The organism is Streptomyces sp. F63, from assembly GCF_018070345.1.
Lineage (GTDB): Bacteria > Actinomycetota > Actinomycetes > Streptomycetales > Streptomycetaceae > Streptomyces.
The window spans coordinates 94,191-108,708 of the sequence record NZ_JAGPXX010000013.1 but is presented as its reverse complement, the minus strand read 5'-3'; the positions used below and the strand labels follow the sequence as shown (position 1 = coordinate 108,708).

Genomic DNA, 14,518 nt, shown 5'->3' with positions numbered 1-14,518 from the left:
TGGCCCTACTCCGCCGCCCACCCGGCCTGAGCTGCTGCCTTCTTGCGCGGCCCGGCGGCCTTCCGGCCCCGGGTCTTCTTCACGGGGCGCCAAGCCTTCAGCTCCTCCGCACTCACCTGGTGCTTGCGGAGCTGGTTCTCGAACTCGGCCTCCAGCTCGTCCGCCGGAACGTCGCCCCATTCGTCGTCGTACTCCCCGTGCCACTGCCGCACCCACGGCATGACCTCCTGCAGGCCGGCGAGCAGAGGGACGATCCGCTCGGTAGGCCAACCGTCCTGAGTGGTACGCGCTGCCAGCAGTTCGAAGAGCGCTTGGGCCTGGTCCTTGTGATCCCAGCCGGCCCAGCCGAGCATCAGCGCCGAGTCACTGTCGGGCCCGGCCTCGGGGTACGAGATGAACCGCTCCTTGGGCACATCGAGCTTGCCTCGGTTCGCCCAGTAGGAGAAGCGCAGAAAGTCTCCGGACTTGTACTTGGGCGGCACCGCGATGTCGAGCCGCTGCCCGGTACGGTCCTCCTCGCGCTGCTGCTCCCAGACTTGCTCCCACTGCGCGCGGGTCCGCAGACCCGAATCCTTGTAGCGCATCGCGGCGAGGTACGGAACATGCTCGTCGGCGATCACCTCGGACAGCACCTGCGCAAGCGGCAGGTCCGGCTTCCCCAGGTGATCGGCCGCGTAGAGCGCGGCTACGGAGACGAAATCCTCGTCCGAACTCATCCGGTCGGCAAGGTAGTTGACGGTCATCGGACGCGGTCGCCTGAGCCCGTCCCGTACCTCGAACCACAGGTCGCGGCTCTCACACCGATCGAGCAGCCAATTCCGCAGCGCGGCCCGTTCCTTCTTCTCCCACGGCTCAGCGGACCACCGCCGCTTGCACTCGGGCCGCTCAATGAGACCAACGCCCTTGGGCTGGCTGTTGATGATGTCGATGCGTGCCTGCACGATCTCCCGATACCAGTCCGGCCAACGGTCCGGGATCTCCGTGACGGGAGTCGAACGGTGACGCTCGAACCACGCCGTCTCCACCTCCCCCGCAGCCGCCTTGCGAGCCAGCACAATCTCAAATGCACGCTCGCCGAGCCGGACTCCGGGCACCGATGCGCGCTTCTCCGGAGGTACCGTTGTTCGCGCCACCTCCGCACCGGTGAGCAGCCGATAGAGGCCGTATACCTGCCAGTCCAACTCCTCCTGCGCAGCAATCATGGTCTGACGGATACATGTATGACGGGCCTGCGCCTCATCGAGCGTGGTTCGCAGCGGGATACTCGCCTCACATGCGGCGGACGGCTCACAGGCGGCTAGTTCCCCCGCGTAAGTATCGAGTTGCTGCCCACCCTCCAGTGGCAGATTTTCCGGAAGCGGGAAGTCTTGAAGCTTGGTACCGGTGAACTCGTAACGCTCCTCCCAGTCTTCATCCTGCAGTCCGCGACCAAGTCCGCTGCCGCCCTTTGCCTGACTCACCTGCTTCAGCCAGAAGCAGGCAGTCGACGAATTGAGCACCCCCAGCAACTCCAGATGCTCATCCTCATTAGCACCTTCGGGCAGCTTGACCACGGGAGCGTGCCGATTGAACACTTCCTCCCGACGTCCCAAAACGAAATGGTTGTGCGTCGCTACGCAAGCGAAGGCCAGAGTGAGCCCCCCGTATCGATGCGCAAAGAACATGGAATACTCAAACCATTCCAGCCCGCGCTCCAACTGGGTTTTTCCATAAGCAACCCGATCACGCAAGATCAGCCGATTCGGCCAAGTGAGCCGGTGCACGGCCTCATCACTTAGCGATCTGCCGGGATGATTCTGATCATACGGCCACAGGACTTCCGTAGGGTCGACAATTCGCCAATCCCTACTCGCCTCGCCATCAACCATGGGACGACGCAATGAGTCTCTGATGCGTGCCCGACGCAGCGCCCCTTTCCCCAGTGTGTACACATCGTCTGCGCGTGTCACAGCACCGAACCCGATCGATGACGTACGCGAGCCCACTGTTGACACTGATCGGTTTTGAATCTGCTTCTGAAGTTCCCCGGCGCCGCCACCACTGATCGCCCACGGATGGCCTGAGAAGAGCTCAGCCACAGAGTCCTCAACTGACACCCACTCAGACTCGCTGCCCGGCATGGAAACCTGGCGCACAATTGCCCGCCATACAGCCCCCTCTGCCGCATCCCTGGGCTGCGCAGGCTCGCCTCTGACGCCCAGCACAGCCCGCACCGTGCGATTGGGCTTGGGAATCCGATTCCGCCCAATCAAGATCGCAGTCGGCGTACCATGCCCCGGGATATACGCTCCCGACGTGTCGATCACATACGACAGCTCAACCCGATTCCGGAAAACAACCTCGATCAGCTTCTTGCCGAACTCCCGCTTCATGAACGAGTTCGCGGTGATCTGTCCGACGAAGCCGCCCCCGCCTTTCCGGCCGCCCGGGCCTTTCACTGCAAGCTCGAACAGCCTCTGCGCGAAGGGAACCGACAACGCATACGTCCCCGCACAAGCGTCATATGCCGCCCGGTAGTTCTCGTTCTCCTGCTTGTCCTTCACCGTGATGTACGGCGGGTTCCCCACCACCACGTGGTACGACCCGCGCCCCAGCAGGTCGGCCCGTTTCGCGTACTCCCACACGTCCTCCGTCGAGTACGCGAAGGCGCCGTCCTCCCGCCCGACCGACATCTCCGCGAACAGCGTGTCCAGGTCCGTCTGGATGCCCGCCGCGTCCCGGCCGTGCAGCAGGGAGTCCCCCACCGCCACGTTGATCGGGAACCCCGGGGCGTCCGCCAGCCTCTGCGAGCCCGCGGCCTTCATCGCCGCGACCAGCAGGCGGAACCGGGCGATGCTCACCGCGTACGGATTCTTGTCGCAGCCGTGCACGGACTCCAGGGAGCGGCGCACCAGCGTCCACACGTCCGTGCCGGGTTCGGCGACGCGCCACTTGTCCATGAGGCGGTGGAAGATGCCGAGCAGGAAGTGCCCGGAGCCGCAGGCCGGGTCGATGGTGCGCAGGCCGCGCCGTTCTTCGCCGTCCGTGCCGGTCCAGGCCGGGTTGAGGCCGAACTCCTCGTCCGAGACGGCCGGTTCCAGGGTCAGGTCGAGGATGAACTCCTCCACGAACTCCGGGGTCTGGAGGAGCGCGTACGTCTTGCGGGCGTGCTCGCTGAGGTCCTGGTAGAGGTCGCCGAGGAAGCGGGTGTCCCACTCGGGGTCGGTGAAGTCGTAGCGGATCTCGCCCTCCGCGCCCCAGCGGCGCCAGAAGGAGAGCAGTTCGCTGGCTGCCTCGTAGCCGGGGGTGATGTCCCACAGCGGGTTGTGGCGGCGGTCGAAGAGGCCGGCCGCCGTGTCGTTGGTCCGCGCCAGGTGGTCGAAGGCGGCGAACAGCCAGTCGCGGTTGTTGAGGTGCGGGTGCTCGCGGAAGAAGGCTTCGTGGCGGGCCTCGGCCTCGGCGAGCCGTTCCCCGGGGCCGGCGATGAACGGCTCGTCGATCAGCCCGTTGTCCTCACAGAACCGGACGAAGACGCAGGCCAGTACCCAGGCCGCGGCGGACTGGGTGATGCGCTCCTCGCGCCACGCGCCGTACGCGGCGGCCGTGCGCCGGGCGTCCCTGGCCTGCTGGTACTCGGCCTCCAGGCGGGTGCGGAACTCCTCGACGGTCTCGCTGCGCTCGCGGAGGTCGTCCTCCAGTGCCGCCACCTGCCGCTTGAGGTCCTTGAGCAGGGCGGCCCGGTCGACACCGGCCTTCACGTCCGTCACGTTTCGCTTCCCTCTCGCTGCACCGCGTCCTCCACCGCACGGCCTGCGGCTCGGATCGTCAATCCTGCCAGCCACGGGGTGCCGCCGGAGTCCCGTATCGGGGGAACACCCGGCTTTCTCCCGGCCCCGCCGTTGAAGGGCTCCCTGCTCATGCAGTTGACCCAGCACACCCCGTTCCGGGGCTGGGACGTGGCCGGGCGGTACTGCGACGGCACGTCCATCGCCCAGGAGGATCTGGACCGGCATCTGCAGGCCGCCCACGACCTCATCGCCGCGCACGAGCGGGCGCGCTTCCCGGGGACCGGATCTCTCGGATGACGCCCTCCCCGTCGCCGTCCCCGTCCGCGTCCCCTCCCCAGCGAGCTTCGCCGACACGGCCTGGCAGGCCGTGCTCGCGCAGGCCGCCGCGGCCGCCAGAGCCGGACGGGGCGTCGTCCTGGTTTTCCCGTGCGGTTTCGTGATCCATCCAGCAGGTTCGCCGGCGGATCGTCGTCGGTTGTGACTGCGGCGGGCTGTTGCCGGGTGGTGTCTGCGCCAGTGGGATCAGTGCAGCAGTCTGCCCGCGGTCACCCCGCTGACACCGGGGCCGCCCCGCCCGGAGGGTCCGGGCGGGGCGGTTCGGAAGCGGGCCCCCGGGGGCGGGGCCACCCGTCAGTAGACGAGATCGACCGGCGTGATCCCGGCCCGCTCACAGTGCGCGAGGTACTGGTCGAGGAAGAAGAACACGTCGTGCTCGGCGACCACCTGGTCATCGTCGTCCAGGAACCTCAGCGTCCCCTGGATGTCGAAGAGCGTCAGCATGCCGTCGCCGCTGTCGCACACCAGGGTGTGCACGTCTCCGGGGGCCTCGAAGACGAAGGTGCCGGGCGTCGCCCTCCAGGTGCGCTCGGGGTAGTGCCACTCCCCGCGAATCGTGTAGCCCTTGACCTGGCCGGTGTGCTGGTGGCGGTTGACCACTCCGGCAGTGTCGATCTTGAGCAGCAGGATGAACGAGGAGTTGACGACGTCGAAGCGGAAGGGCTTGTAATGCACCCCTTCCACGTACTCGACCCACGGGATGTCCTCCGCGTCGAGGGCGTGGTCGGGCACGGAGTAGCGCAGGATCGTGCGCTCCAGGCTGGAGGTCTCGGCGTCCGTTTCCGGCGAAGTCGTGAGATCGGTCGGGCTCATGTCGGTGCTGTCCCTCTCGGTACGGGGTCCGGGCGGCTGCCCGTGACGGGCGCCCCATGCTGGCCGGGCGACCCGGCGCTCAACACCCGCGATCAGGGGTAATCGGAACCGCCACGCGGTGCCGCTCTCACGTTGCAGCGACGTTGCAGGACATTCACGCGCGACGCCGCGCCGCCTAGACTTCGCGACAGCCGGACACGAAGCGGCAAAAGGCACATACCCTCTTCCTTCCGGGAACGGGGGCGGACAGCTCGGAACTCGCTCCGATCAGGGGAGGCAGCCATGGGACGGCCACGTACCGGCCTCGCGCCGGCCATGCCGGACGCCGCGCCCTCCGGAGCGCAGGCGACCGAGCTCGCCCGGGTGCACGAGGCGTACCTGAGCGGCTCGCGGACCCCCTCGTCACCCCGGTCGGTGATCTCCGCGTCCTGGCAGCGCGCCCGGGCCGCCGGCGTCGACCCCGACCGCCCCCATGTACCGATCGTGCTGGCCGCCGATGACATCGGCGAGGCCGGGAGCGCGCACCCGCTCACCCGCCTGACCGATCTGCTCCGGTCCGCCCTGGTCCCCGGCGCCTCCGACGCCGAACAGATCGTGACGGTGACGGACCGGGAAGGGACCGTGCTCTGGATCGAGGGGAACCGCCGGGTCCGGCTCCGGGCCGAGGAGAGCGGACTGTTCGCGGGCAGCGGATGGAGCGAGCAGACGGCCGGCACCAATGCGATGGGCACCGCTCTGGCGCTCGGCGACCCGGTCCTGGTCCGCTCGGCCGAGCACTTCGCCCGGGTCTTCCACCGCTGGACGTGCGCGGCGGTGCCGGTCCACGACCCCGCCACAGGCGCCGTGTTCGGCACCATCAACGTGTCGGGTCCGTGGAACGCCGTTCACCCCGGGACCGTGCATCTGCTGGCCGCGACGGCGCGCCTGGCGGAGGCCGAACTGCGGCGGCGCCACAAGGACCGGGAGGCCCGCAGACGGGCCGCGGCCCGGCGGAAGCGCACCCGGGCCGGGCACGCGGCGGACGGGCCGGTCCCCGCGGAGGGGACGGCGCGGGGGCCGGCCCGCCCCGGCATCCCGGCGCTCCCCCGGCTGGAGCTGCGCTTCCTCGGTGACCGGCGTCCGGAAGCCGTACTCGCCGGGACCACGGTCACGCCGACGCTCCGCCATGCCGAACTGCTGGCGCTCCTCGCCCTGCATCCCGAGGGACTCACGGGGGACCAGCTGACCGAGCTGCTGTACGGCCCGCGGGCCAACCCGGTGACGATCAGGGCCGAGGTCCACCGGCTGCGCCAGGAGCTCGGGTCGCTGCTGGCCGCGAAGCCCTACCGTCTGGTCGCCGAGGTGGACGCCGACTTCGTCACGGTGCGCCGCGCCCTGGAGGCGGGCGACGTGACCACTGCGGTACGGCTGTACCGGCGCCGGCTCCTCCCCGAGTCGTGCGCGCCCGGGGTGCGGGCCGAGCGGGCCCGGCTCGGCACCCTCTTGCTGAGGAGCGTGGCCGGGACCTCCGATCCGGCCGTGCTGCTGGACTGGCTGGCCACCGAGATGGGGCGGTCCGACCTGGCGGCCCACGAGCGTCTGCTGCGCCTGCTTCCGGCCGGTGATCCGAGGCGCGCCGGCGTTCTCGTCGGCCGGGGCAGGCTGGCCGGGCTCCGGATGTCCGGGCACGGGCATCCGTCCCCGTCCGCCGGCCCACGGCAAGGGCAGGCCGCCCACCCCTGAGCCGCGCCGGCACCCGGCCGGCCCACCCGCAACCGGCCCACCCGCAACCGGCGGACATCGCCGCCGGGAAGAGCCCGCCCGCCGCCCGGCGGAGCGCGGGCAGCCACGCCGAGGCGTGCTGCCCGTCGCCGGAATCATCGCTGGACCCATTGGACTCACCGGACAGGAGAGCGACTGCCATGAACGCGGACCACGCCGTCCTGTCCCCGTCCGCAACCGCACCCGCGCCCGCACCCGCGCGTGTTCTCCCGCCCCGTCCGGCCGCCGGCGCCGGGAGTCCCCCGCGCACCGCGCGCGGCGGGCCCGTCCGGCTGCTCCTCGCCGATGACCACCCGCTGATCGCCGCGGGCGTCCGCGCCGTCGTGGCGGAGGACCCCCGGCTGCTGCTGGTCGGTTCGGCGGCGGACCGGCACGGCTGTGAACGCCTGACCGGCCTCGTGGACCCCGAGGTCGTTGTTCTGGGCCTCGCGCTTCCGGGCGCGCTCGCCGCCGACCTCGTCCGGCGGGTCCGGCAGCGGGCGCCACGCGCCGGGGTCCTGGTGCTCACCGGCCACCTCGGCGGCGCGGCCGCACAGGCCGCTCTCCGTGCCGGCGCGGCGGAAGTCGCCAGCAAGGAGTCGCAGCCCTCCGCCCTGCTCGGCGCCATTCACCGCGTGGCGGCCGGGAGCCCCGCCGGTGTTCCCGGCGCGGTCGGCACCCGCGGCCCGCGGGGACGGGGCGTCCTCGACGAACGGCTGCGGCGCACAGGAGTGACCCGGCGCGAACACGACGTGATCCGTCAGATCGCGGAGGGCCACACGGTGGCGGAGACGGCCTCGGCACTGGTCCTCTCACCGCACACCGTACGCAGCTACCTCAAGAGCGCCATGCACAAACTGCAGGCGCACCACCGCGTGGACCTGCTGCGCAAGGCAGAGCGGTCCGGACTCCTCTGACCGCACCGTGCTCGCACCAGGACAGCCGGTCCACGGGAGGAGGGCACCGGCGTCCCGGCTTTCCGGGCCGCACACCCGCCACCGCCCCACCCGCCCATCTGTCAACACCCGCACACCGGAGGCACCCCATGCCCACCCTCTCCGTCAACGGCACCACGCTCGCCTACGAGGACGTCGGCCCGCGCGACGGCATCGCCCTCGTCTTCAGCCACTCCCTCTTCTTCAACCGGACGATGTTCCGCCACCAGGTGGAACGCTTCTCCAAGGACTACCGCGTCATCACCTACGACCACCGCGGGCAGGGCGAAAGCGCGTCCTCGTCCGCCGACACGCTTGACATGGAGACCCTGTCGGAGGACGCGGCCGCGCTCGTCGAAGCTCTCGGCGCCGGCCCCTGCCACATCCTCGGCAATTCCCTCGGCGGCTTCATCGCCCTGCGTCTGGCGGCCCGCCGCCCGGACCTGGTACGCTCCGCGGTCGCCCTCGGCTCCTCGGCCGACGAGGAGCACAAGGTGGCCGAGTTCGCGCCGCTGGTGGAACACCTGCGCCAGAACGGAGCGGGTGATGTCGTGGACACCTTGATGTACATCATGCTCGGTGACACCACGCTGGCCGATCCCGCCCAGGAGGCCCTGCGCGACGAGTGGCGCGCTTACATGCGGGGGCTCGCTCCGTCCATCGGCGACGCCGCTCACGCGGTGGTGTACCGCAAGAGCGTCCTGGAGGAGCTCGGCCGGACGGAGATACCGGTCCTGGCGATCGCCGGCGCGGAGGACCACGCGTACCCCGCTCCCCTCTCCGAACAGATCGCGCGGACGGCTCCCAGGGGCCGCTGCGTGGTGGTTCCCCGGGCCGGCCACTCAGTGGCACTGGAGCAGCCGGACGCGGTCAATGAGCATCTGGCCGCCCACTTCGCCGCGGTGGACGCCGCCTCGTCCTGACGGCGGAGCCGGGTGCGCCCGGTCCCGGTCCCGGGACCGGGGCCGGGGCCGGGGAGACTCCCGGCGCACCGGGACCACCGCGCCCGGGGGCTGGGCCCGCCCGGCACCTTCACCGGCTACCTCACGCCCGAGTTCTGGCCGGGCTTCTCCCCGTGTCGAATGCCGGCGGGTCCGCCGAACGCGCATTCCTGGCCTGTGCGCGCTCGGCCCCCGCCGCTCAGCCCCCGCACCTGGCTCTACGCCCTGGGCCGGGCCGCGGCCGTCACCGGCGAACGCTACGCGGGCCAGGTGCCGCTGCACTATGAGGCGAACCGCACTATGAGGCGATCCGCGACAGCATCAGCGGCGCCTCGTCGCTCCGGGTCGACGAACTCCGGGAGGACATCGGCTGGGCCGCGACGGCCCATCGGGCAACTCGCCGGCGGCCGGGTGCCGATGGAGCCCTCCGTCGTCCACGCCCACTGGCGCCAGGGCGAACTCGCCGCCCGGCTGCGTGAGGCACTGGCCGAGGAGAGCGAGGGCAGCGGCCCGCGCGAGGTGGACAACCCGGTGGCGCTCATCGAGGAACTGACCGACCTGGGCGTCATGACCACCCGCCCCAACGGCGCCATCGACCTCCCCGACGTCTACCGGCTCGCCTTCGGCATCGGCCGCCGGGGCGGCGTGGCCCGCAAGCAGGCCGGTTAACGGGGGAGCAGTGCGGCCACCGGGTCAACCGGGGACGGAACGCACCAACTACGATGACCGCGGCGCTACATGACCGCCTTCAGCACCAGGTATCGCTGTGCGGGTCGTTCGCACACCCCCGAGCCGCGACAGCGTGCCGCACTCGGGAAGCCGGGCCGCAGCCAGGTCAGCGACTTGGTCACAGGGAAGAGACCATAACCACAGGAGAAGCCCTGAGATGGCCTGGGACGAGTGGGAACATCTGAAGGCCGACGCGGCGGCCCGTCGGCAGCAGGACCGCATGGAGCTGAACGGCACGGGCAGCGGAGGCGGCAGCCGACCCGACCTGAAGACGAACGACTCGGGCAAGAAAGCCGCCGTCAAAGCACTGCGGGAGGACGTTCGGCCCGGCGCGGACAAGGCGGGAAGCCACGCCGAGGAGTCGTCGGGCGCAGCCGTCCGGGAGTTCTCGGGATGGGATACCGGCTCCGGGCTCAAGGAAGCCCACGAGGAGTGGGAGCTGCAAGTCAAAGCCCTGAAGGGACGTCTGGCGGCGGACGAGACGGCGCTGGAGAACACCAAGCGCGACTTCCAGCACCTCGACCTCGGTACCAGGAGCCGGATCGCGCAGATCGACACAGGGCTCGACCCTCGGCGTGAGAGTTAGGGAGCGGGAACCAGCGTGCTCACGTATCAGAACGTGCTCACCGTCAACCCCGGTGTCCTGACCAAAGCGGCCAAGGACTGGGAGAACATGGCCGATGGCTTCGAGGAGTTGGAGGACCTTTACAAGGCGCGCGTGGAGTCGGTGGCGAACGACGGCACCTGGGTCGGCGTCAGTGCCGGGGCAGCCTCGTCCCGGTTCTCCGCGACCCGCAAGCAGCTCGCCGACGCCCAGGTTGAAGCGCGTGCTGTCGCCTCGATCCTGCGGAATGCCACTGAGCGGTTTTCCCGGCTGATCGGCCATGTGAAGGATCTCGTCGCGCAGGCACGGGAAGCCGAGATGTCCGTCAACGGGCGGGGCGAGGCCGTCTACGACTTCAGCAAACTCGCTCTCCTGCGGCACGACGTCGAGTACTCCACGTACGTGTCACAGGCGCAAGCGGCCGAAGCTGCCTGGACAAGAAAGATCAAGGAAGCCGTACAGGCGGTCGACGACGCGGACCAGGATGTCAAAATCGCTCTCCATGGGGCGGCGGGCGTCAAGAATGTCTTCGAACGCCTGCTGTACAAGCCGTTCGGACAAGGCCCCGGCTTCAATGGCGACGCGGTCGGCGATATCAGCACGTACGCAAGAGTCGCCAGAGAGCAAGAAGCGGAGGCCAAGCGCAGGGAGAAAGAGAAGGAGCCCGAGAAGAACGAAACCCTTGAGGTCATCCTCAGAGGGATCGGCAGCGCGGTCCACGGGTTCTCAAGGCCCGGAGATCTGGGTACCAAGTTTCTGAGCGCCGCCCTCGAAGGAGTCGCGGGGGCAACCGGCTTCAACAACACCCAGGGAATTTCCCTGTCCGGCTCCTTGGGATTCGGCGCCGGCGTCAGCGGGGAAATCTCGCTCGTGCACACCCGAACACCCGACGGGCGATCTCAAATCAACTTCATGTACTCCGGTTCGAGCACGACTGCAGGCTGGGATCTCGGAGCTTCCGCAAACATCGGGGTCATCAGGAGCAATGCCGACGATATCAGCCAACTCAAGGGAACGGGCTGGGACAAAGGCGCATCATTTCACGGAGGCATCGGCATCTGGGGTGGCCATCAGACCGCGATCGGGGCGACCAATTCCCAGGGGGATGACGTAGCCACAGTTTCAGGCGGTGTCGGTCTCGGCGTGGGCAACGAAATTTCCACAGGGTTCAGCCAGGCAGATGGGTGGACTCTGTGGGAAGAAAAAAGAAAGTAGGTCGAGTGATGTTCTTCGGAGTGATCGGTGCAATTTTTCTGCTGGCCGGGCTGCTCTTCGTGACAAATATCGGCGGGGCCGCCGAACGCGCGTTTCTCATCTATTCGCGACTGACTCCCACCGTCGGAGCTGCCACTCCTAAAACACTGCGAATCGTGGGTGGATTCTGGGTTCCCCTGGGGGCGTTCTTCGTGACTGTCAGCATCCTCAGGTGAGTTGAGATGCCCCCCTTCGGCCACCGGCAAGCGTGAACGCCCACAAGAACTCACCGTTGGAGTGAACCTGTTCGCCACCGATGAACTCGGTGGTCTGCATCCCGACCCTCACAACTCGACCGGCGGTTCGTTCGCCGCGTCCGTCCCAGGGGTGAGCTGCGAACGGGGACGGGTCAGCAACCGCTCCTCAAGGACGGTCGCATAGATACCGGCGCTCGTGGACGCCGGACGGGCCGGGGGCCAGATGCCACGGCGGAAGGAGGAGCGGCGGCCGCGGAAGATGACGACGGCCATCGCGGAGACGGCTCGGACGTCGGCCTTCTCGGTCTCCCCGTCCCTCAGGTACTCGGCGTCCAGTGAATCCAGCCGCGCGCCCCGGCAGACCGGGAAGTCCTCCAGTGCGGGCCGGGCGGCCCGCAGGAACGCCTCCGCGTACTTCTGCGGGATCCCGTGCTCCCAGTGCCCGCCGGCCGCCTGCTGTCCGTCAGTCACCGCGGGGACGGGGCGTGCCGCCTGCCGCCTCCGGGACCTGGTCCCCGCCGCCGGTCAGCGCCCCCAGGAACTCGCCGTTGAGGTAGACCTGTTCGCCGTCTCCGCCGATCACCTCGACGGTCCGGCCGTCGAGGTGCGGGATCTGGACCCGGGACTCCACCGGGCACAGCAGCCACAGGCCGTGCGGTGCCTCGTCGGGGCGGCGGGCGGCGTGCTGGAGGCCGGTGAGGAAGGCGTGGCCGCCCTCGTCCCAGTACCGGGCGATCAGGCCGGCGTCGTACAGGAAGGCGGCGGGGACGAGCCGCCGTTCCCCGGCAAGCGGGTCATCCGGCGGCTGGTCGAACTCGGCGTCGACGCCGTGGACTTGTGGTCCGCCGTGGTCCTGACCGCCCTGGACCAGCCCGACGTGCGGCGTCTCGGCAACTGGGCGCAGCGCGTCCGCTGGACCCGGGACAACCCGGAGGAGTACGAGGCCGCCCTGCGGAAGGCCGACCGGGAAACCCGGGAGAGCGGCCGGACGCTGGTCCTCCTCTTCGACGCCCTGGAGCACGTGCACCCGAAGCGGGACGTGGCGGACAGGCTGCTGTCCGGCCTGTTCCAGGTGGCGCTGGAACTACGGCTCACCACGAGCACGCTGCGCGCCAAGCTGTTCGTCCGGCCCGACATGTACCGGATACCGCGCCGAAGAACTTCCCGGACGCCTCGAAGCTCAACGCCAATGTGCAGGAACTCCACTGGAGCCGGGAGAACCTGTACGGGCTGCTCTTCCACCAACTGGGCAACCACACCGGCCCCGAGGCCGAGCGGTTCCGAGCGGTGACCGAGGGCTGGCGGCGGAAGGACGAGGACGGCTGCGTCCGGTTCGTCGCGCCGGTCGGCCTCGTCGCCGACCAGGAACGGCAGGAACAGGTCTTCGTGACCCTGGCCGGCCCGTTCATGGGCACGGATCGTCGCAAGGGGCACACCTACACCTGGGTGCCCAACCACCTCCAGGACGGCCGGGGCCAGGTCAGCCCCCGCACCTGGCTCTACGCCCTGGGCCGGGCCGCGGCCATCACCGGCGAACGGTACGCGGGCCACCCCGTGCCGCTGCACTACGAGGCGATCCGCGACAGCATCAGCGGCGCCTCGTCGCTCCGGGTGGACGAGCTCCGGGAGGACATCGGCTGGGCCGCGACGGCCATCGGGCAACTCGCGGGCGGCCAGGTGCCGATGGAGCCCTCCGTCGTCCACGCCCACTGGCGCCAGGGCTCACTCGCCGCCAAGCTGCGGGAGGCGCTGGCCGAGGAGAGCGAGGGCAGCGGCCCGCGCGAGGTGGACAACCCGGTGGCACTCATCGAGGAACTGACCGACCTGGGCGTCATGACCACCCGCCCCAACGGCGCCATCGACCTCCCCGACGTCTACCGGCTCGCCTTCGGCATCGGCCGCCGGGGCGGCGTGGCCCGCAAGCAGGGGGGCTGACGGGAAGGGCGCCCCGGCGGCACGGCATGGAACTCGCTCGATCCGCCAGTCGGGGTGCCCGAGGGCAGTTCGCTCGGGCACCCCGACCGCAGTTGCGTGCGAAAGCGGATCAATCGATGGTGAGATCCTCGGCGTCAGCCGAGTAGTCCATTTCCTCCCCTTCGGGGTTGAGCGGGTCAACGCCCACACCGACGCTGATCAGGACAACCCTGTACGGCCCGTAGTTCCGCGGCCCCCCGTAAGGGAACTTCACCTTTCCGGTCCGAGGCTCTCCGTAAATCTCGATGGGGAATTCTGGAACTTCCAAAGTCCTCAGGACGGGAGCCAATGCACTCGCGACTCTCTCGTCTTCATCCGCTCCAGTCCCCAGCTTCCTGATGATCGTCATCGAAGCCAGAGTCCCGGTTCGAAGACCGTTGACGGTGCCTGCCTTCTCCAGGTCCAAGCGCTCCATGTCCAGCGCATCGGCCACCTCGATGAGGAGCCGGGCGGCAGAGGAAATCGTCTCACGCTCCGGATTGGCCAGAACCTGGAATACGACGTCGCCGTGTGAAATATTCATCAGTGCGTTACGTATCCTTCACACAGAGGAGGCCCATAACGTCGTGACGGATAAGGCCAAGGCTGACGCGAGGGCGGCCAAGAGCTCTCTCAGCAGTCCTTCCAACCCCGTGATCGGCGGCATCGCCTGTATCCGGAATCCCTCGAACAGACACTTAATTCCTTCATCGAACAATTGCCCGGTGGTAGAATGCGAAGGGCCCCGTCTTTCCAATGGGCACCTTCTTCTACCACACAGGCTGGTCACATGCAGGGGATTATCCGGACATTCAAAGGGGCGATAGCGACAGCCGCAGGAATAGGGGCTGCGTCGTCGATTGTCACCAAAGGCCATGCCGCCGTGGAAAACACCTACGATCCGAACGGTGCGCCATCGTTCGACTTCATCACACCATGGGCTTATTTTGGTGTCAGCGTCCTCGTTGCACCGGTCATAGTCGCAGTCATCATGCTGGTCACCATGAGCAAGGACATCGGCATTCTCGTCGCACTGGTTTCCGTCAGCTGGCTACTCGTTGGATTTTCCGTCTTCAATGAATTAGAGAATCCGAGCGCAACGTTCCTCGCCGTTCTGATCTCGGCATACGCCGCCGCCGGAGGTGCACTCTCCTGGTTTACTGCGGATGAACGCTGAGCCGACAGCAGAGCGGTGAGGATGGCGCCCTGCGATACCGCTGATCACCGAGGTCGGCTTCATTCCGGTGTC

General features: G+C 68.7%; 15 protein-coding genes. 10 read left to right on the top strand and 5 right to left on the bottom strand.

Going from position 1 to position 14,518, the window contains the following annotated elements; genetic code table 11:
* Positions 1-5 precede the first annotated feature (5 nt).
* Positions 6-3,746 carry a BREX-2 system adenine-specific DNA-methyltransferase PglX gene (gene pglX, locus KBZ10_RS15980; RefSeq protein ID WP_307847474.1) on the bottom strand — a complete coding sequence of 1,247 codons (3,741 nt, stop codon included), beginning with the start codon at positions 3,744-3,746 and terminating at the stop codon, positions 6-8.
* Between the two features lie 150 nt (positions 3,747-3,896).
* On the opposite strand from pglX, the gene KBZ10_RS29480 reads away from it, so the two are divergent.
* Positions 3,897-4,064: a hypothetical protein gene (locus KBZ10_RS29480; protein ID WP_247702448.1), complete on the top strand. Its 168-nt coding sequence runs from the start codon at positions 3,897-3,899 to the stop codon at positions 4,062-4,064.
* Positions 4,065-4,397: 333 nt separating this feature from the next.
* Here the strand turns inward: KBZ10_RS29480 and KBZ10_RS15975 are convergent, their stop codons facing one another.
* Positions 4,398-4,916 carry a 2,4'-dihydroxyacetophenone dioxygenase family protein gene (locus tag KBZ10_RS15975; RefSeq protein WP_210988310.1) on the bottom strand — a complete coding sequence of 173 codons (519 nt, stop codon included), beginning with the start codon at positions 4,914-4,916 and terminating at the stop codon, positions 4,398-4,400.
* A gap of 282 nt (positions 4,917-5,198) precedes the next feature.
* On the opposite strand from KBZ10_RS15975, the gene KBZ10_RS15970 reads away from it, so the two are divergent.
* The 7 genes from KBZ10_RS15970 to KBZ10_RS15940 all read left to right on the top strand — a co-directional run bounded on the left by KBZ10_RS15970 (position 5,199) and on the right by KBZ10_RS15940 (position 11,295).
* Positions 5,199-6,638 (top strand): GAF domain-containing protein, encoded by a 1,440-nt coding sequence (locus KBZ10_RS15970; protein ID WP_210988309.1) that lies wholly within the window; start codon positions 5,199-5,201, stop codon positions 6,636-6,638.
* Between the two features lie 179 nt (positions 6,639-6,817).
* Positions 6,818-7,573 carry a response regulator transcription factor gene (locus KBZ10_RS15965; RefSeq protein WP_210988308.1) on the top strand — a complete coding sequence of 252 codons (756 nt, stop codon included), beginning with the start codon at positions 6,818-6,820 and terminating at the stop codon, positions 7,571-7,573.
* Between the two features lie 128 nt (positions 7,574-7,701).
* Positions 7,702-8,514 carry an alpha/beta fold hydrolase gene (locus tag KBZ10_RS15960; RefSeq protein ID WP_210988307.1) on the top strand — a complete coding sequence of 271 codons (813 nt, stop codon included), beginning with the start codon at positions 7,702-7,704 and terminating at the stop codon, positions 8,512-8,514.
* A gap of 195 nt (positions 8,515-8,709) precedes the next feature.
* Positions 8,710-9,201 carry a hypothetical protein gene (locus KBZ10_RS15955; protein WP_210988306.1) on the top strand — a complete coding sequence of 164 codons (492 nt, stop codon included), beginning with the start codon at positions 8,710-8,712 and terminating at the stop codon, positions 9,199-9,201.
* A 217-nt stretch (positions 9,202-9,418) separates the two neighbouring features.
* A complete protein-coding gene (locus KBZ10_RS15950; RefSeq protein WP_210988305.1) occupies positions 9,419-9,847 on the top strand; it encodes a hypothetical protein in 429 nt (142 codons plus the stop codon).
* Between the two features lie 15 nt (positions 9,848-9,862).
* Positions 9,863-11,080: a hypothetical protein gene (locus tag KBZ10_RS15945; protein WP_210988304.1), complete on the top strand. Its 1,218-nt coding sequence runs from the start codon at positions 9,863-9,865 to the stop codon at positions 11,078-11,080.
* Between the two features lie 8 nt (positions 11,081-11,088).
* Positions 11,089-11,295: a hypothetical protein gene (locus KBZ10_RS15940; protein ID WP_210988303.1), complete on the top strand. Its 207-nt coding sequence runs from the start codon at positions 11,089-11,091 to the stop codon at positions 11,293-11,295.
* Positions 11,296-11,403: 108 nt separating this feature from the next.
* Here KBZ10_RS15940 and KBZ10_RS15935 read toward each other — a convergent pair whose 3' ends face one another.
* The gene (locus KBZ10_RS15935) at positions 11,404-11,787 is read right to left on the bottom strand and encodes a hypothetical protein (protein WP_307847473.1); all 384 of its coding nucleotides are present in this window, start codon (positions 11,785-11,787) and stop codon (positions 11,404-11,406) included.
* Positions 11,780-12,343 carry a hypothetical protein gene (locus KBZ10_RS15930; protein WP_210988302.1) on the bottom strand — a complete coding sequence of 188 codons (564 nt, stop codon included), beginning with the start codon at positions 12,341-12,343 and terminating at the stop codon, positions 11,780-11,782. The genes KBZ10_RS15935 and KBZ10_RS15930 overlap by 8 nt, the downstream gene beginning before the upstream one ends.
* A gap of 164 nt (positions 12,344-12,507) precedes the next feature.
* Between KBZ10_RS15930 and KBZ10_RS15925 the strand changes: the two genes are divergently transcribed.
* A complete protein-coding gene (locus tag KBZ10_RS15925) occupies positions 12,508-13,251 on the top strand; it encodes a hypothetical protein (protein WP_210988301.1) in 744 nt (247 codons plus the stop codon).
* Positions 13,252-13,360: 109 nt separating this feature from the next.
* On the opposite strand, the gene KBZ10_RS15920 is transcribed toward KBZ10_RS15925, so the two are convergent.
* Positions 13,361-13,813 carry a hypothetical protein gene (locus KBZ10_RS15920; protein WP_210988300.1) on the bottom strand — a complete coding sequence of 151 codons (453 nt, stop codon included), beginning with the start codon at positions 13,811-13,813 and terminating at the stop codon, positions 13,361-13,363.
* A gap of 246 nt (positions 13,814-14,059) precedes the next feature.
* On the opposite strand from KBZ10_RS15920, the gene KBZ10_RS15915 reads away from it, so the two are divergent.
* The gene (locus KBZ10_RS15915) at positions 14,060-14,446 is read left to right on the top strand and encodes a hypothetical protein (RefSeq protein ID WP_210988299.1); all 387 of its coding nucleotides are present in this window, start codon (positions 14,060-14,062) and stop codon (positions 14,444-14,446) included.
* Positions 14,447-14,518: the final 72 nt, after the last annotated feature.